Raw genomic sequence first — 17,334 nt, forward strand, 5'->3', positions numbered from 1 at the left:
CAACGCCGCGCGGGAATGGCTCCATTCTCGCTTTGCACCGACCTATCACAAGTGACAGGTGTCAGGCATCCGGAATTACTTCACCCTTGACGGCGCGGTTCTCCCGCGCCGCGATCCTCTCCACCAACGTATCGATCGCTGTTTCCATGGCGCGCGCAGTCTGGTCGCCGCTCTGGTTGGTGATCACGAAGATGCCGAGGTCGTACTTCGGCAGGATGTAGACATAGCACTGCGAGCGCGGCACGCCACCATGGTGCGCATAGTAAGTGCCCTTCAGGGGGTCGCCACGGACGATGTTCCAGAAGTAGCCGATGCTGGACTCGGCATCAAAGGTGACCAGGGTACGATGCGATTCCTTTGCCACGGGCCCGTCGGCCAGCTGGAACTTCAGGTATTTCACCATGTCGGGAAGCGTCGCCTTTGCGTTCCCGGATGCCCCCCACGGCAACTGTGGCATCGGCGTGGTCGGTGCTGTGTTGTCGCTGTGATAGCCGACCGCAAGACGGGGCGCCTCCTCATCGCTCAGCCTGATCCTGAGGCCCGTCATCGCCGCAGCGTCGCCGAGGTATGCGCGCAACAGCGACTCGTAATCCTTCTTGTAAACCACTTCCAGGACATGTGCCGTCAGCTCCGTCCCGGCACTGGAATAACCATAATCCTTCCCCGGCACCCGGGGAATCTCGACCGTGTGCAGGTCCCGGAGGAAGTCCGCCTTGTCGTAGCGCGCATAGACGGCATTGAGCGCGTCGGGCGTACGGTGATCCGTAAAGTCGGCGAGCACCGTGTTCGCGCGTTCCGGCAACATGTTTGGCAAGCCACTGGTGTGCGACAGCAAGTGCCGGATGCGGATGGGGTCGCCTTCGTACTGCAGATTCGGATAGTCACCCTGCAGATACATCCGAACGTCGTCGTCCAGCCCCACCCTCCCGTCCCGCACGGCATTGGCCATCAGCGTGCCGGCCAGGGTCTTGCTCAACGAACCGATTTCGTAGAGGGTCGCATCGGTCGGCGCGCCCGGCTTCCCGGCTTCCATGTCGCCGCGATGCCGGATGAACGCCTTGCCCCGGTACACGACGCCGATCGAGGCTGAGTGGAGCAAGGGCTGTTCGACCAGCGCTGCGGCGACCTCATCGATCTCCGCCCCGAGATCCTTCGTTGGGCTCTTTCCGCCCGCGCAGCCCACGGCAAGAAGCGCGGCAGACAGAACGAGGCAGCGCAACCACGCACTACTGGGAACACTCATGGACGTCGCGTGCATGCGTAGGCGCTTGAGAAGGATGTGGCAGAGCGCGATCTTAGAGGTGCTGGGGCCCTGCAACAAGACGATGGAACCCGGCAATGGCCGCCTGCTCTCCCCCTGCAGCCATCAGCGCTGCTGATCCCTCAGGAACAGCCAGGTAATCAGAGTGGCGTCCGGCCCCTTCGGATCGGTGAACGGCAACCCGGACTGGCTGCCGCTCCAGGCATGCCCCATCCCCTGCACCACGTAATGCTGGGCCAGCGTCCTGCCCCCATAGGTGTACGTGTCCACCGTGTAGGCGCGCCCGCCCGGCACCTGGCCGTGGAACGTGCTCGTCGGCAGATACTTCACCGAATCGTTGTCAACGCCATCGTCGGCCAGGTCATTGGTCTGCAGGAACTGGCGCACGGCCTGCTGTCCGTTCACCGGATTGACCGTGGCATCGGCGCTGCCATGGAACACCAGCACCGGCATCGGTCGCGGCGACGGTGAACCGGCGCACTGCCAGGCAAGCCGGCCGTTGCTGTCCGGGGAGTAGATGCTGCCCGCCAACAACGCATAGGCGCTGCCGGACACCGTGGTGGCGCCCTTGTACATGCCGCCGGAATGCACCGCGCCAGCGGCGAACACGTCCGAGTAGCACGCCAGCATGATCGAGGTCATCGCCCCACCGGCGGAGATGCCGGTGACGTACACCCGGCGCGGATCGATGCTGTAGCCCGCCTTCACCGCATCGACGATCCCGGCCAGGATCGACGCTTCGCCGCTGCCGCGCGCCTGGTTGATCGGCAACTGCCAGTTCCAGCAGCGTGCGGGGTTGGCGGTGACGTTCTGTCGTGGGTAGACCACGATGAAACCTTCCGTATCGGCCACCTCGTTGAAGCCCGATGCCTCGCCCATCAGGTTCGGCCCGTTGACGCAGCCGTGCAGCACCAGCAGCAGGGGCAAAGGTTGGCTTTCCTGGTAGCCGGCCGGCACCCACACCTGGTACTCGCGGCTGCCGAACACATTGCCGTAGAGGCCCACATCCCAATGCCCAGCGGGGCCTGCAGCAAGGGCGCTGCCCGCCGTTGCCAGCCAGATGCACACCACCAGAAGTGCCGCCTTGATCGAATCGATTCCAGATGTCATCGCCAGATCCTCATGCGTAAGTTGTGGGTAGGGTGTTGCGACGCCGCCGTCAGACCCAGCCGGTGGCGTAGTAGATGCCGATCACCACGAACACCGCGAGGGTCTTGATGACGGTCACGGCAAAAATGTCCTTGTAGGCCTGGCGATGGGTCAGCCCGGTCACCATCAGCAGGGTGATGACGGCACCGTTGTGCGGCAGGCTGTCCATGCCGCCCGAGGCCATCGCGGCGACGCGATGCAACACCTCCATCGGGATGCCGGCGGCCTGCGCATTGGCAATGAAGGTGTCCGACATCGCGGCCAGGGCGATGCTCATGCCGCCGGATGCTGAGCCGGTGACGCCGGCCAGGCCGGTTACCGTGACCGCCTCGTGCAGCAGAGGATCCTTGATGAAGCCCAGCGCGTTGGCCACGACCATGAAACCCGGCAGCGCGGCGATCACCGCACCAAAACCATATTCCGACGCGGTGTTCATGGCGGCCAGCACCGCACCGCCGATCGCGGCCTTGGTGCCCTCGGCGAACTTCGTCACCACCGGTCGCCAGGCCAGCGCCAGTACCGACAGGATGCCGACCAGCAGCGCACCGACGACGGCCCAGATCGCCCCGATCTTCGCCACGTCCTGCACCACCGGTACGGAACTGCCCAGTACCGATGGCACGAAGCTGTGCTCGGCCCCATACCAGTGCGGCATGCCCAGGGTGAACAGCTTGTTGGAGACGAACACCAGCGCCAGCGGCAGGATGGCAATGCCCGCATGCGCCAGATGGGTGCCGGTGAACGGTGCCGGCTCGTTCACCAGGGTGGCCGGATCGCCGTATCCCTCGCCGTTGCGCAGCGCGACCCGGCGGCGCCACTCCAGGTAGGTCATGCCCACCGCAAGCACGAAGACGCTGCCGAGCGTGCCCAGCACCGGGGCCGCCCAGGTATCGGTGCCGAAGAACGTGGTCGGGATGATGTTCTGGATCTGCGGCGTGCCGGGCAGCGCGTCCATGGTGAAGCTGAAGCCGCCCACGCCCAGCGTTGCCGGAATCAGGCGCTTCGGGATGTCACTCTGGCGGAACATCTCGGCGGCGAACGGATAGACCGCGAACACCACCACGAACAGCGACACGCCGCCATAGGTGAGCAGGCCCGAGACCAGCACGATCGACAGCATCGCCCGCTGCGGCCCGAACAACCGGATCGCCGCACCGACAATGGAGCGGGAAAAGCCGGACAGTTCAATGAGCTTGCCGAACACGGCGCCCAGCAGGAACACCGGGAAGTAGAGCTTGAGGAAACCGACCATCCTGTCCATGAACAAGCCGGTGAACATCGGTGCCACCAGCGAGGGGTCGGTCAGCAGCACGGCGCCGAGCGCGGCGATGGGCGCGATCAGGATCACGCTGTAACCCCGGTAGGCCGCCAGGATGAGGAAGCCCAGTGCTGCAAGTATGATCAATAACGACATTCGGCGCGTCCCGCTGAGGATGCGCCCAGTATCCCGATCTGGCGGTCGCTGCCGACTGGACCTAGGTCCACTCGCCGGTGTACCCCGGCACCGCTAGCCTAGGCTCCAGGGGTGGCAATGGGCCATCTGCAATGCACATGCCTGGGGGGAGGACCGAATGAAGCGGAACTGTTTGAGCCTGATGATCGGCACGCTGTTGGCCTCCGGGCCGGTACTGGCGCAGGACGCACCACAGGCCGCGCCGTCGGCGGGCAGGACCGCATCGGCCACCACGCTGGACAGCATCACGGTCACCGCGCGCAAGCGCGAGGAAACCCTGCAGGAAGTCCCGGTGGCCGTCACGGCCTTCACCGCCGAAGCCCTGGACAGGATGAACGTGCAGGACATCAGCGACCTGGATGGACAGCTGCCCAACCTGACCATCTACGCTGCACGCGGTGCCAGCAGTACGGTCACCGCGTATATCCGCGGCGTCGGCCAATCCGATCCGACCTGGGGGGCTGACCCGGGCGTGGGCATCTACCTGGACGACGTCTACATCGCGCGCCCGCAGGGTGCGCTGCTGGATGTGTTCGACGTATCGCGCATCGAGGTGCTGCGCGGCCCGCAGGGCACGCTGTATGGCAAGAACACCATCGGCGGCGCGATCAAGTACATCTCGCGCGGGCTGCCGACCCAGACCGAAGGGTTCGCCCAGATTACCGCGGGCAACTACAACCAGCTGGACGCCAAGGCGGCCATCGGCGGTCCGCTGGGCGGGCCGGACAGTGGCCTGCGTGCCCGCGTAGCGGTGGCCAGCATGAATCGTGACGGCTTCGGCGAGAACACCTTCAACGGCCAGCCGGTCAGCGACAAACAGATCAATGCCGCGCGCTTGAACCTGGGCGCGTACGCAGGCGATGATCTTGACGTGCAGTTCGCCCTGGACTGGGTCGATGACCAGTCGGGCATGCGGGGTTCCAGGATGCTGGCACCCAACCCGTTCCTGCGGGCGTATCCGCCGATGGATGACCGCTACGACATCCGTTCGGGCATGCGCAACCTCAACAGCGTGGAGACGAAGGGCGCCTCGGCGACGGTGAACTGGCGACCCAGCGAGGACGTGGCGCTGAAGTACGTGGTGGCCAAGCGCGAATCGGACAGCGAGGCGAACATCGACTTCGACAGCACGCCGGTGAAGCTGGCCGACGTTGGCGGTACCTACAACGACAACCAGGTCAGCAACGAGGTGCAGCTCAACTACGATGCGGGGGGCCGTGTGCGCGGCGTCGTGGGCCTCTACCAGTTCAGCGGTGAAGCCGGTGGTCAGATCCAGAACAACTACTTCAGCGCGCAGTTCGCGGACAACCAGGGCAAGGTGCTGACCGACAGCATCGCGCTGTATGCGGACTGGACCTTCGACCTGACCAGCAGGCTCAAGCTTGACGCAGGCGCCCGCTACACCGACGAAGACAAGCGCGCGATCGTGCTGAACCGCCTCTATTCCGATCCGACCTTCAGCCGGCCGGTCGCCGTGACGGCGGATTTCGACAAGAAGACCAACTTCAAGAACGTCTCGCCGAAGGTCTCGCTGGACTATCAGGTCACGCCGGACATCATGGTCTACGGTCTTGCCACGCGGGGATTCAAGTCGGGCGGCTACAACATCCGCGCCAATGCCGTGGCGGTGCCGCGCTCGGCCGAACCGTTCGATGACGAAACCGTCGACAGTTTGGAGATAGGCAGCAAGATGGCCTTCCTCGACCAGCGTCTGTTCCTGAACCTCTCGGCCTTCCACAACAAGTACAAGGACATCCAGCTGTCCGTGTTCACCGGCATCGATACCAATGGCGATGGCGTGGATGACGGCTTCTTCGGCGACTTCACCAATGCCGGCTCCGGCACCATCAATGGTCTGGAGATCGAGTACCAGTACCTGCCCAGCCAGCACTGGTTGATCTCGGGCAACCTGGCCTGGCTGGATGCCAAGTACGACGAGTACCTGGATCGCGGCGTCAACGTCGCCGACCAGATGAAGTTCACCAACGCACCGGACTTCTCGGGCGCGTTGAACGTGGAGTACCGCACCGAGCTGGCCCGCGGCGGCACTCTGTCCGCACGCGTGAGCTACAGCTACCAGAGTGAAGTGTGGCCGACCACCGACCTCAGCCCGGTGATCCGCCAGGACGGCTACGGGCTGGTCAACGCCGGTGTGATCTGGAAGCTCGATGAGGCCTGGACGTTCTCGCTGCAGGGCACCAACCTGGCCGACAAGGCGTATCGGACCACCGGCTACAACATCCCGGCGGTCGGCACGCTGATCGGGTTCTATGGTCCGCCGCGCCAATATAGTCTCAGTGCCCGTTACGATTTCTAGGAAACACCTGCATGACGCCGTCCTACGATGATCTGTACTGGAACAGTGACGATGGCCTGCGTCTGCACGCGCGCGACCATGCGCCGCAGCCGGGGCAAGCGCACCGGGGCACGGTGGTGTGCATCCCCGGTCTGACCCGCAACGGGGCCGATTTCGATGCGCTGGCCGGTTCACTGACCGAGACCGGTTGGCGCGTGATCGCTGTTGACCTGCGCGGGCGCGCAGGTTCAGAACGCGCGCCGGACCCGTCCGGCTACAACCCGCGGGCGTATGCCGACGACATGGTGGCGCTGCTGCGCTCGCAGAACATCGACAAGGCCGTGTTCATCGGTACTTCGCTGGGCGTGCTGGTGACCATCACCCTCGCCTCCCGTGCGCCCGGACTTATCGCCGCGGCGATATTGAATGATGCCGGCCCCAAGGTGCCGCGCGAGGCCCTGGCACGGATCGGCATATACGCCGGCAAGCCCGTGCCGCCGATGGATCCTGCGCAGGCCACGGCCTACGTGGAATCCATCGGCAAGGCCGCGTTCCCCCGCTTCACCGTCGAGGACTGGCGGGCGATGGCTTCACGCACCTTCCGCCAGCGCGAGGATGGGATGCTGGTGCTGGACTACGATCCGGCGGTGATCCGCACGACCCGGCCGTGGGTGCTGTGGCTGCTGCGCCCGGTGCTGTGGCGCGCGGTGCGTGGGCTGACGGCACGCGTGCCGGTGCTGGTGGTGCGCGGCGCGTTGTCGGACATCCTGCCTGCCGATGTGGCACGGCAGATGGCCGCGACATCGACGAACGCCCGTCTGGTCGAAGTGCCGGAGGTGGGCCATGCGCCGACCTTGTCCGAGCCGGAGGCGCGTGACGCGATCCTGGCCCTGCTGGAGCGCGTTCGATGAGTACCGCTGCATCGAGCGAAGCGCTGCCTGCCGCCCTGCAGGCCCTGCAGCAATGGGCGGCCAACGAGCGGCTGGGCGCCGTCAGGCGGATCGCGCAGCCGCGCATCGATGCGTTCGCGGACGCCACCGGTGACCACAACTGGATCCACGTCGATCCGGTCCGCGCAGCGGCCGGGTTGCCGGGCGGGCAGACCATCGCGCATGGCTTCCTCCTGCTCTCGCTCACGGTGGAAGAGGACGTGGCCGCCCTGGTTGGCTTCCCCGGCATCGCCCATGTACTGAACTACGGGTTGAACAAGGTGCGCTTCCTGGCGCCGGTGCCCAGCGGCTCGGAGGTGCGGGTGCGCTCGCGGCTGCTGTCGTTGGAAGCGCGCCAGCCGGGTCAGTGGCTGCTGACCCAGCGCAAGACCGTGGAAGTGGTCCCCGGCGGCGAGGTGGCACTGGTCGCCGAGCAGCTGTCGTTGATCGTCGCCGGCTAGTCCCGCTCCGCCCCACAGCGCATGGCGGGCGTGCTGCACGCCGGCTGCGGTTCTCTCTACACTGGAGCGATGTTGACGCCCTCCATCGTCCTGTTCGCCTGCATCGCGTGGACCGTGCTGTTGTTCGGCGTCGCGCTGTGGGGCGAACGCCAGGGACACCGCCTCACGAAGGCATGGCCCGCCATCTACGCGCTGTCGCTGGGCGTGCACTGCACCGCATGGACGTATTACGGGGCAGCCTCGCAGGGCGTGCAATGGGGCTTCCCGATCCCGCCGACGCTGATCGGCATGGCGCTGATCTTCGCATTCGGCCTGCCGTTCCTGGCGCGGCTGGGGCGGCTGGCCAAGCAGCACAACAGTGCGACCATCGCCGATCTGGTAGTCGCGCGGCTGCGTGCCGATCAAGGGCTGGGCGCCACCATCACCCTGGTCGCGTTGTTCGGCATCATTCCCTACATCGCGCTGCAGCTCAAAGCGGTCAGCCAAGGGCTTGGCACCTTGCTCGGCGATCAATTCGCGCCCGTCGGGTGGCAGCTGGACATGTCGTTCTGGTTCGCGCTGACGATGGCGGCGTTCACCACCCTGTTCGGTGCGCGCAAGGCGTCGGCCACCGAGCACAACCGCGGCATCGTGGTCGCGCTGGGCCTGGAATCGCTGTTGAAACTGGCGGCGCTGCTGGCGATCGGCCTGTATGCCGGGCTGTCGGTGCACCAGGCCGGTACGCCCCTGCTTGAGAAGATGGCTGAGTTGCCGCCGCCAGCGGTCGTGCCGGACTACCTGACCATGGTGGCACTCGGTGCGATGGCGGCGTTCACCCTGCCCCATCAGTTCCATGTGGGTGTGGTCGAGCTGCGCCAGTCGTCGGACCTGAAGACGGCGCGCTGGCTGTTCCCGGTGTATCTGCTGCTGATCGGACTGCCGTCGGTGCCGATGGCGCTGGCCGGTGCCGCGCAGCTGCCGCCCTCGGTGTCGCCCGACCTGTACGTGCTGGCGCTGCCGCAGGCGCGCGGGCACCACCTGCTGGCCTTGCTCGCCTACCTGGGCAGTCTGAGCGCCGCCACCGGCATGATGATCCTGTCCGGGCTGACCCTGTCGATCATGCTCGGCAACCATGGCGTGGGATCACGGCTGCTGGGAGGCGTCCATGGCGTCAACGCCGGTGCCGACCTGCGTCCCCGCGTGCTGGCCTTCCGCCGCGCCGGCATCCTCGCCGTGTTCCTGATGGCGTGGCTGTACAGCCGCGCGATGAGCGGCACCGAGGCGCTCAGCGATTTCGGCCTGATGTCGTTCACCGCGCTCTCGCAGCTGGCACCGGCGGTGCTGCTGGCGGTGTACCGCCCGCGCACACCCTCCCCGGCGATCATCGCCGGCATCGTGCTGGGATTGCTGGTCTGGCTGTGGCTGGTGTTGCTGCCGATGGTGGTCCCGACCCCACCGCCGTCGGCCAGCCCGGGCGGGCTGCACTGGCTGGCGATGTTCTCGTTGCGTCCGCAACCGGGTCATATCGCCATCAGCATGGGCGCCAGCCTGGCGGTCAACCTGGTGACCGTCGTCCTGGTGTCGCGTGCGGTGCGCCCCTCGCTGCCGCGACAGCGCGACGCGGTGGCAGCGGCGTCGTTGCGCAAGACGGCCGGTCGCTTCCTCGGCCAGGAACGGGCACGGCAGCTGATGGACGGACACGCCGGGCAGATGCTGGATGACGACCGGGTCACCGCCATCGAACGTGAACTGACCGCCGTGGTGGGTGCGGGCATGGCGCGGCTGCTGGTGGAAGCCGCACGCGATGGCGGCGCCGCGCCCCTGGACGCGGTCACCCGCGCGGTCGGCGAAGCCACCCAGGTGCTGCGCTTCAACCAGCGCCTGCTGGAAGCGGCGCTGGAGAACATGAGCCAGGGCATCAGCGTGGTCGACGCGCAGCTGCAGCTGGTCGCCTGGAACAGCCGCTACGCCGCACTGTTCAAGTTCCCCCCGGAGCTGCTGCAGGTGGGACAGCCGGTGATCAACCTCACCGCGTGGGCGTTGGGACAACTGAAGATCGGGGATGCCCCCGGCGACACGCCCGACAAGGCACTGCAGCGCCGCGTGGTGCACATGCGGCGCGGCACGCCGCATCTGTCCGAACGGATCTTCCCGGATGACACGATCGTCGAGATCCGCGGCAACCCGATGCCGGGGGGCGGTTACGTGGCGACATTCACCGATGTCACCGCCTTCCGCCGGGCCGAGGACGCACTCAAGCGCAGCAACGAAACGTTGGAACGCCGCGTGCAGGACCGCACGGCCCGGCTGGAGTTGGCCGTGCACGAAGCCGAGCGCGCGAACGTGGCCAAAACCCGCTTCCTGACGGCGGTCGGCCACGATCTGATCCAGCCCCTGCACGCGGCGCAGTTGCTGACCGATGCGATGTCGCAGCACATCGACTCCGAGTTCCTGGACAGCTTCCTGCGCCAGATCCGTGGCGCCCTGGACTCGACCGACGACCTGCTGTCGGGCCTGCTGGATATTTCACGGTTGGAAGCCGGCGGGCTGGTCGCCGATCCGCGCCCGTTCGCGCTGTCCACCGTGCTGGATCCGCTGGCGCAGGAGTTCGCCGTGCTGGCCGCCGCGCACGGCCTGCAGTTCCGTTATGTGCGCACCCGCGCCTGGGTGCACAGCGACCCCTTGCTGCTGCGCCGCGTGTTGCAGAACTTCCTGGCCAATGCCATCCGCTACACCCGCGTCGGTGGTGTCCTGCTGGGGGTGCGTCGCCAGGGCCACGGGCTGTTGATCGGGGTGCATGACAGTGGACCCGGCATCGCGCCGACGCAGCAGGCGGTGGTGTTCGAGGAGTTCCATCGCGGCGATCGCAGCATCGGCCAGGGTCTGGGTCTTGGCCTCACCATTGCGCACCGGATCGCCGCCCTGCTGCATGCGCCGCTGCACCTGCACAGCGTGCTCGAGCGCGGCTCCGCGTTCTCCATCACCGTGGCGCGGGCAGTGCCTCCCGCGGTACCACGAACGGAGCCCGCCGCCAGCGGCAGCAGCGCCATCAAGGGCCTCCGGGTGCTGGTGGTCGATAACGATCCGGACGCGCTGGAGGCCATGCGGCAGATGCTGCTCTCCTGGGGCTGCGACGTCATTGCAGTGTGCGACCCGAGCGCGCTGGAGGTGTCGGCGCACGAGGCCGCGTTGTGGTTGTTCGACTACCACCTCGACGATGGCGATACCGGCGTCGCGCTCTGGAAACGGCTGGTTGCCGTCCATGGCCCGCGGCCGACCGTGATTCTCAGCGCCGATACCGGCGGTGACACGCGCGACGCGGTGCGCGAGGTGGGTCTATCGCTGCTGAACAAACCGTTCAAGCCCTTGGCGCTGCGCTGGGCCATCAATCACCTGCTGGCCGTGCCGGGCACGGCAACGCGCTGAGGCCCGGCAATGCGCTGGCCAAGCGATGTCCACGCCGCGGATCAGGCGTCCTGTGCCGCTTCGATCTGTCGGGATGGATCGGTCAACCCCATTTCGTGCAGCACGCGGATGGCCTGCGCACGATTGCGCACCCCCAGGCGGCCCATGATGCGGGTCATATGCGCCTTGACGGTGCGCAGCTGCACGCCCAGCCGGTCCGCGATCTGCTTGTTGAGCAGTCCTTCGGCCACCAGGCTGAGCACCTTGTATTGATGTGGAGACAGGCTGGCCAGGCGCGCGGCAAGATCGGCGTCCTTGCTGAAGGGCGCCACCCGCGCCACCGGCTCGCGCAGCATCGCCGGGATCCAGCGCTCACCTTCCAGCACGGACTGCAGCGCAGACTGCAGATCGGTCAGCCCCGAACTCTTCGGCAGGTAGCCTGCCGCACCCAGGTCGATCGCGCGGCGGATGACGTGTGGCTCTTCGTTGGCCGATACGATGATGATCGCCAGTCCAGGCTGCAATGCCCGTATGGTCGCCAGCCCGGCAAGCCCGTGGTTGCCCGGCATATGCAGGTCCAGCAGCATCAGGTCGATCTGCTGGTGCTCGATCGCTTCCAGCACGCTGTGCAGTGAATCGGCCTCGCTGATCTGCAGATCGACCACCGCCTCCTCGGCTGCGCGATGCAGCGCGGCGCGGAACAAGGGGTGGTCATCGGCGATGAGCAGGGTCGGCATGTCCAGCCGAGGTTAGCAAATCGTCCGCGATCGGGCACGGGTACCTAGGTACGCTGGCGCGTCCCGACCGGCTTGCTAGTGTGGCGCCATGAACATCCGTCGCCCCGTTGTACTGCTGTGCGCCGCGCTGCCGCTGTTGTCGGGGTGCCTCGCCGTTGCCCATGCCGCCCAACCCCGTGCGGATGGTGCCGCCCCGGTGTTCGAACAGTGGCGGGAAACCACGCATCGCGGCGACGATGACCTGCTGACGGCAGGTTTGGGAATCGATGCACTGCGCTCGGCGACCGCACCGGCGTTCGCCAGCCCGGCGCGACCGACGGCCGGGGAAGCACGGCGCCGCGCGATCTGGAGCAGTTGGCGTGGCATCGCCGACCTGACCCCGGGCGGTGGCTTCGGCGATGTCTACGGCAGCCTGCAGCCGGCCCCGGGTCGCGAGTTCTCGGCCTACGCGCGCGCCCCCGGCGCCCGCCATCCCCATCGTGTGCTGGTGCAGGTGCCCGACAGCTTCGATGCCTCCAGACGCTGCCTGGTCGTCGCCGCCTCCTCCGGCTCGCGTGGCATCTACGGCGCGATTGCGGTTGCCGGCAGCTGGGGCCTGGCCCATGGGTGCGCCGTCGCCTACACCGACAAGGGCGCCGGCAGCGATTACTACGACCTGGACGCCCGCATCGGCGTCCAGGCCGACGGCACGCCTGCTGGCGAGGGCGCATTGGCTTTCGTTCCCGCGGCCACGGCGGCCGCGCACGGCGTCGCGTTCAAGCACGCGCATTCGGGCGACAACCCCGAGGCGGACTGGGGCCGGCATCTGCTGCAGGCAGTGCAGTTCGGGCTGCAGGCGCTGGACCGCGCCTACCCCCGCTCCGCTCCCTTTACCGCGGCGACGACGCGCACGCTGGGGGTCGGCGTATCCAACGGCGGTGGTGCCGTGCTGCGTGCGGCGGAGATCGAGGGCGCCGGGTTCGATGCGATGGTGGCGGGCGAGCCCAACGTGTCGGTTGCAGGCGCGCCACCGCTGTACGATTTCGTTACCCGGTCGGCGCTGCTGATGCCCTGTGCGTTGCTGGCACTCGATGATCTGCCACACCCCCCCCTGCAATCACAGGCAGCACCGGCAGGCGCGCAGCGCTGCGCCCTGCTGAAGTCCGGTGGATGGGTGCAGGGTGATGACACCGCGGCACAGGCACAGTCTGCACGCCAGCAGCTTGCCGACGCAGGGCTGAGCGACGGCGCCCTCCGCGCCGGCGCGTTTCCGACCGGGTTCGATCTGTGGCGCGCGATCGCGGTGACCTACGCATCGGCCTATGGGCGCTACGGCCCGGGCGAACATCCCTGTGCGTACCGCTTTGCGGCCGCCGCTGCTGACGGTAGCCCCGGTCCGGCGGCTGCAGAGGGTCGTTCCACCTGGTGGAGCGAAGGCAGTGGCATCCCGCCGGGCAGCGGCGTGGTGCTGGTGGACGGCGACGCGGCTCAGTCGGCAGAGGATCCGCTGCAAGGCCTGACTTGCCTGCGCGCGCTTGGCAGTGCCGACAGCGCCGATGCGCGGCGGGTACGCGCCGGCATCGCCGAGGCGGCGGTCAAGGCCCCGCGCCGCGGCCTGCCGATCGTGGTCATCCATGGCATCGACGACGGCCTGGTGCCGATCGGGATGACCAGTGATCGTTACGTGGCGCTCGCACGCAGTGCCGGAGCGCAGATTGCGTACTGGCGGGTGGACAACGCCCAGCACTTCGACTCGCTGCTGGGCTTCCCGGACTACCGGAAGCGTTACGTGCCGTTGCTGCCCTACATGTTCGCCGCCCTGGACCAGGTGTGGGATCACCTTGAGGATCCCGCCCGCGCTCTGCCACGGGATGCGCTCATCCAGCCGACACCCCGTGCGGACGCCCCGCTGCTGCGCGACACCCTGTCCATTCCCGCGCCCCAGGCCAGTCCCGGCCGCTGACGCGCTGTTTCCCAGGAAAACCCCATGTCGCTGTCCACCGCCGCGTCCTCGTCCCTACCCGGGCCCCATGCGTATCCGCTGCTGATCAAGCAGCTGTTGCATACACCACTGGCGGTGCGTCCGGAGCAGGAGATCGTGTGCGGCGATTGGGTCCGCTTCGACTACCGCACCTTGCAGGCGCGCATCGGCCAGTTGGCCGGCCTGCTGACGTCGCTCGGGGTGAAGCACGGCGATACCGTGGCGGTGATGGACTGGGACAGCAACCGTTACCTGGAGAGTTACTTCGCGGTGCCGATGATCGGTGCGGTGCTGATGATGGTGAACGTCCGCCTTGCTCCCGAGCAGATCGCCTACACGCTCAATCACAGTGGCGCGCGGGTGCTGCTGGCCAATCGCGAGTTCCTGCCGGTGCTCGAAGGCATCGATGAACAGCTGCCGGATCTGCGCACCCGGATCCTGCTGGATGATGCCGGTGGCCCGCTGCCGACCGGTTTCGCAGCCGAGTACGAAGCCGGCCTGCGTGAGGCCACGCCCATCACCTGCTTCCCGGACTTCGACGAGAACACCCGCGCCACCACGTTCTACACGACCGGCACCACCGGCCTGCCCAAAGGGGTCTACTTCAGTCATCGGCAACTGGTGCTGCACTCACTGGCGGGGATGGCGGCACTGGGCAGTGCAGCCAGCCAGGGGCGCCTGCATCGCGACGATGTCTACATGCCGATCACGCCGATGTTCCACGTCCATGCCTGGGGCCTGCCCTACGTGGCCACGCTGATGGGCCTCAAACAGGTCTATCCCGGCCGCTATCTGCCGGGCCGCCTGCTGGAGCTGATCGCGCGCGAGAAGGTGACCTTCTCGCACTGCGTGCCGACCATCCTGCATATGCTGCTCGACCATCCCGTCGCTGCACAGACCGATCTGGGCGGCTGGAAAGTGGTCATCGGCGGCGCTGCCTTGCCCCGCGCACTGGCGCAACGGGCTCTGGCCCGCGGCATCGACATTTTCGGCGGCTACGGCATGTCCGAGACCTGCCCCCTGCTCACCCTCGCCCAGATCGATGCCGAGGCCGTGGCGGGTTCGGATGAGGCGCTGTCGTTGCGGACCAAGGCTGGCATCCCGGTGCCGCTGGTGGACCTGCGGATCGTGGACGACACCATGAACGACGTGGCCCACGATGGCATCGCCACCGGCGAGGTGGTGGTGCGCGCGCCCTGGCTCACCGAAGGCTATCTGCACGACCCGGATGCGTCGGCGGCGCTATGGGCGGGCGGCTATCTGCATACCGGAGACATCGGCAACATCGACGCCGGCGGCTACCTGCGCGTCACCGACCGCATCAAGGATGTGATCAAGACAGGCGGCGAGTGGATTTCCTCGCTCGCGCTGGAAGACATCATTGCGATGCATCCGGCGGTCAGCGAGGTCGCCGTGATCGGCGTCAGCGATGCGAAATGGGGCGAGCGACCGCTGCCGTTGGTGGTCACCCATGCCAACAGCGCGGTGACCGAAGCCGAGATCATCGAGCTGGTCGCAGCCCGCAGCCGCTCAGGTGATATCTCCCGCTACGCGATCCCGGACCGGGTCAGCTTCGTGGAGGCGATAGAACGCACCAGCGTCGGCAAGATCAACAAGAAGAAGCTGCGCAGCCTGCATGACCAGGGCGTGGCCAACAACGCCCGCTGATGCTCGGCTGCAGGGCGCGGGCACGGATCAGCCCCGCGGTCCGGCTGATGCCCCGATCCAGCAGAGAGCTGCTCACCGCAACAGCCAACCGCCAGGCAGCGTCGCATGCAACGCCTGCTCGATGATCTCGGCCAGGTGCGCGGCCGGCGCGCTGTTCTGCTGCGGCGCGCGGTGCAGTGCCAAGCCCAGCGACGGCAGCGGGGGCAGCCCATGCGCACCGGGGGGTAGTGCACGCAGCGTGCTCGGCAGTCCGATCGGCGTGCGCAGCGCGACGCCGAGCCCGGCGGCGGTGGCTGCCCACAAGCCACCCAGGCTGGGGCTGGTGAAGGCCAGCCGCCAGGCGATGCCGTGCCGGTCCAGCGCCTCGCAGGCCAGGGTGCGCATCAGGCACGGTGCCTCCAGTGCGATCAGCGGCAACGGCTCGCCGCTGTTGCGGTGCCAGCGTGGACCGCCGTCGGCCGCGCTCAGCCAGCACAGCGGTATCGCCGCGATCCGCGCCGCCGCGGCATGGCCCTCGTCCCACGCCAGTGCCAGGTCGAGCTGGCCGCTGGCCACCTTGTCAAGCAGCTCGGCATTGCGTGCGATGCGGCCCTCGATGCGCACCTGCGGATGGGCCTGTGCGAACTGCCCCAGCACCTGCGGCAGCACGCTTTGCCCGAAGTCCTCCTGGATGCCCAGCCGCACCCAGCCCTGAAGCGGCTCGCGGCGCAGCGCCGCGACTGCCTCATCGTTGAGGCCGAGCAAGCGCCGCGCGTAGGACAGCAGCACCTCGCCCTCCCCGGTCAGGCCCAGCCCGCGGCCGGAGCGACGCAGCAGCGGCACCCCGGCCTGCTCTTCAAGTTTCTTCAACTGTGCGCTCACCGCCGAGGTGGAGCGGCCCAGACGGTCGGCGGCGCGGGCGTACGAACCGGCATCAAGGCCGGTCACGAAACTGCGCAGCGCATCCATGTCGAGATTGGTCAGACGCATATAATTGTCCCGTATTGAGGGATTGTCGATCCCGAATAATCCGATTTTCAGGATGCCCCAGGCAGGCGAGAGTACACCTCCCCGCCCCGCTTCGGAGCTTTCCGTGCCCTTTACCCGCATCTCGCTCCTGGCCGGCCGTTCGTCGGCCTACCTCGGGGCGCTCACCAACGCCCTGGACCGCGCACTGGTCGAAAGCTTCCAGGTACCGCCACACGACCGTTTCGTGGCTGTGCACCAGCATGCCCCGGGCGAACTGGTGTTCGACCGCCATTACCGTGGCGGCCCGCGCTCGGACCAGTACGTGCTGTTCCATATCACCACCGGCAAGCCGCGCAGCGCCGCGACCAAAGCGGCGTTCTTCCGGCGACTGGTCGATGAGCTGGAGCAGGCGCCGGGCATTCCCGCCCAGGATGTGATGGTGGTGATCGCCGAATCGGGCTGGGAGGACTGGTCGTTCGGTGGAGGCATTTCGGCGGCCGATGACAGCGGGACAGCACCATGATCGCCATGCAATACAGCGTCGTTCTGGACGACGCCCATGACATGGCGCAGATCGACCGTCGCATCGCCGACAAGGGGCCGCTGTTCGACGGTTACCCGCAACTGCGCATGAAGGCCTGGCTCAGTGCGCGCCGGCAGGCGGGTGTGCACGGCAGCGCCAATCTGTACGCGCCGTTCTATCTGTGGGCAACACCGCAGGCTCAAATCGACTTTCTGGCCAGCGCGGCGTTTGCCACGCTGTGCCGCGACCTGGGGCGGCCGACGGTGCAGACCTGGTTGCCGTGGCATGCCGAACTGGCGCCGGGGCTGGCGCAGGCGCGCCACGCCAGCCGCACCCTCACTCCGATCAGCGCCGACGCTGATCTGGCGGCACTGCGCGCCCAGGCCGTTGCCGAGGCGCGCGATGCGATCGCACGCGGTGCGCTGGCGGTGGTGAATGGGTTCGATCCCGCTGGGTGGACTCAGCTGCGCCTCCAGCTATGGAAGCAGGCTCCTGTCCTGGAGGACGCGGCGGCGCAGGTGTATGCAGTCGGGCATGTGTCGTTGCCGACCGCGTGAAGGCACGT

At 67.3% G+C, this 17,334-nt stretch carries 13 protein-coding genes; 8 read left to right on the forward strand and 5 right to left on the reverse strand.

Annotated features, from left to right (window positions below; genetic code table 11):
• Positions 1–61: 61 nt before the first annotated feature.
• The 3 genes from ABE424_RS14335 to ABE424_RS14345 all read right to left on the reverse strand — a co-directional run bounded on the left by ABE424_RS14335 (position 62) and on the right by ABE424_RS14345 (position 3,824).
• Positions 62–1,243 carry a serine hydrolase domain-containing protein gene (locus ABE424_RS14335; protein WP_346491217.1) on the reverse strand — a complete coding sequence of 394 codons (1,182 nt, stop codon included), beginning with the start codon at positions 1,241–1,243 and terminating at the stop codon, positions 62–64.
• A gap of 123 nt (positions 1,244–1,366) precedes the next feature.
• Positions 1,367–2,371, reverse strand: a complete 1,005-nt coding sequence (locus ABE424_RS14340; protein WP_346491216.1) for a PHB depolymerase family esterase — start codon at positions 2,369–2,371, stop codon at positions 1,367–1,369.
• A gap of 49 nt (positions 2,372–2,420) precedes the next feature.
• Entirely contained in the window at positions 2,421–3,824 is a 1,404-nt protein-coding gene (locus ABE424_RS14345; RefSeq protein ID WP_346491215.1) for a GntP family permease, read from the reverse strand.
• Positions 3,825–4,005: 181 nt separating this feature from the next.
• On the opposite strand from ABE424_RS14345, the gene ABE424_RS14350 reads away from it, so the two are divergent.
• The 4 genes from ABE424_RS14350 to ABE424_RS14365 all read left to right on the forward strand — a co-directional run bounded on the left by ABE424_RS14350 (position 4,006) and on the right by ABE424_RS14365 (position 10,954).
• Positions 4,006–6,180: a TonB-dependent receptor gene (locus tag ABE424_RS14350; RefSeq protein ID WP_346501942.1), complete on the forward strand. Its 2,175-nt coding sequence runs from the start codon at positions 4,006–4,008 to the stop codon at positions 6,178–6,180.
• An 11-nt stretch (positions 6,181–6,191) separates the two neighbouring features.
• Positions 6,192–7,070 carry an alpha/beta hydrolase gene (locus ABE424_RS14355; RefSeq protein ID WP_346491213.1) on the forward strand — a complete coding sequence of 293 codons (879 nt, stop codon included), beginning with the start codon at positions 6,192–6,194 and terminating at the stop codon, positions 7,068–7,070.
• Positions 7,067–7,549, forward strand: a complete 483-nt coding sequence (locus tag ABE424_RS14360; protein WP_346491212.1) for a MaoC family dehydratase — start codon at positions 7,067–7,069, stop codon at positions 7,547–7,549. The genes ABE424_RS14355 and ABE424_RS14360 overlap by 4 nt, the downstream gene beginning before the upstream one ends.
• 69 nt (positions 7,550–7,618) lie before the next feature.
• Entirely contained in the window at positions 7,619–10,954 is a 3,336-nt protein-coding gene (locus tag ABE424_RS14365; protein WP_346491211.1) for a PAS-domain containing protein, read from the forward strand.
• Positions 10,955–10,995: 41 nt separating this feature from the next.
• On the opposite strand, the gene ABE424_RS14370 is transcribed toward ABE424_RS14365, so the two are convergent.
• Complete coding sequence (locus ABE424_RS14370) at positions 10,996–11,670, reverse strand: response regulator transcription factor (protein ID WP_346491210.1); 675 nt, start codon at positions 11,668–11,670, stop codon at positions 10,996–10,998.
• Positions 11,671–11,758: 88 nt separating this feature from the next.
• Between ABE424_RS14370 and ABE424_RS14375 the strand changes: the two genes are divergently transcribed.
• On the forward strand, positions 11,759–13,612 hold the full coding sequence (locus tag ABE424_RS14375; RefSeq protein WP_346491209.1) for a 3-hydroxybutyrate oligomer hydrolase family protein: 1,854 nt from the start codon (positions 11,759–11,761) through the stop codon (positions 13,610–13,612).
• Between the two features lie 24 nt (positions 13,613–13,636).
• Positions 13,637–15,298 carry a fatty acid--CoA ligase gene (locus tag ABE424_RS14380; RefSeq protein WP_346491208.1) on the forward strand — a complete coding sequence of 554 codons (1,662 nt, stop codon included), beginning with the start codon at positions 13,637–13,639 and terminating at the stop codon, positions 15,296–15,298.
• Between the two features lie 72 nt (positions 15,299–15,370).
• Here the strand turns inward: ABE424_RS14380 and ABE424_RS14385 are convergent, their stop codons facing one another.
• Positions 15,371–16,267, reverse strand: a complete 897-nt coding sequence (locus tag ABE424_RS14385; RefSeq protein ID WP_346491206.1) for a LysR substrate-binding domain-containing protein — start codon at positions 16,265–16,267, stop codon at positions 15,371–15,373.
• 103 nt (positions 16,268–16,370) lie between these two features.
• Between ABE424_RS14385 and ABE424_RS14390 the strand changes: the two genes are divergently transcribed.
• Positions 16,371–16,769: a tautomerase family protein gene (locus ABE424_RS14390; protein WP_346491205.1), complete on the forward strand. Its 399-nt coding sequence runs from the start codon at positions 16,371–16,373 to the stop codon at positions 16,767–16,769.
• Positions 16,766–17,326, forward strand: a complete 561-nt coding sequence (locus ABE424_RS14395) for a DUF4865 family protein (RefSeq protein WP_346491204.1) — start codon at positions 16,766–16,768, stop codon at positions 17,324–17,326. Before ABE424_RS14390 ends, ABE424_RS14395 begins: the two co-directional genes overlap by 4 nt.
• The last annotated feature ends 8 nt before the right edge of the window (positions 17,327–17,334 follow it).

This window comes from Stenotrophomonas sp. TWI1149 (genome assembly GCF_039673155.1).
GTDB classification, from domain to species: domain Bacteria; phylum Pseudomonadota; class Gammaproteobacteria; order Xanthomonadales; family Xanthomonadaceae; genus Stenotrophomonas; species Stenotrophomonas maltophilia_AA.

Excerpts from the sequence above, each read along its gene's own strand:
- ABE424_RS14335 (WP_346491217.1), bottom strand. The coding sequence starts at position 1,243 with ATGAGTGTTCCCAGTAGTGCGTGGTTGCGCTGCCTCGTTCTGTCTGCC.
- ABE424_RS14340 (WP_346491216.1), bottom strand. The coding sequence starts at position 2,371 with ATGACATCTGGAATCGATTCGATCAAGGCGGCACTTCTGGTGGTGTGC.
- ABE424_RS14345 (WP_346491215.1), bottom strand. The coding sequence starts at position 3,824 with ATGTCGTTATTGATCATACTTGCAGCACTGGGCTTCCTCATCCTGGCG.
- ABE424_RS14350 (WP_346501942.1), top strand. The coding sequence starts at position 4,006 with ATGATCGGCACGCTGTTGGCCTCCGGGCCGGTACTGGCGCAGGACGCA.
- ABE424_RS14355 (WP_346491213.1), top strand. The coding sequence starts at position 6,192 with ATGACGCCGTCCTACGATGATCTGTACTGGAACAGTGACGATGGCCTG.
- ABE424_RS14360 (WP_346491212.1), top strand. The coding sequence starts at position 7,067 with ATGAGTACCGCTGCATCGAGCGAAGCGCTGCCTGCCGCCCTGCAGGCC.
- ABE424_RS14365 (WP_346491211.1), top strand. The coding sequence starts at position 7,619 with ATGTTGACGCCCTCCATCGTCCTGTTCGCCTGCATCGCGTGGACCGTG.
- ABE424_RS14370 (WP_346491210.1), bottom strand. The coding sequence starts at position 11,670 with ATGCCGACCCTGCTCATCGCCGATGACCACCCCTTGTTCCGCGCCGCG.
- ABE424_RS14375 (WP_346491209.1), top strand. The coding sequence starts at position 11,759 with ATGAACATCCGTCGCCCCGTTGTACTGCTGTGCGCCGCGCTGCCGCTG.
- ABE424_RS14380 (WP_346491208.1), top strand. The coding sequence starts at position 13,637 with ATGTCGCTGTCCACCGCCGCGTCCTCGTCCCTACCCGGGCCCCATGCG.
- ABE424_RS14385 (WP_346491206.1), bottom strand. The coding sequence starts at position 16,267 with ATGCGTCTGACCAATCTCGACATGGATGCGCTGCGCAGTTTCGTGACC.
- ABE424_RS14395 (WP_346491204.1), top strand. The coding sequence starts at position 16,766 with ATGATCGCCATGCAATACAGCGTCGTTCTGGACGACGCCCATGACATG.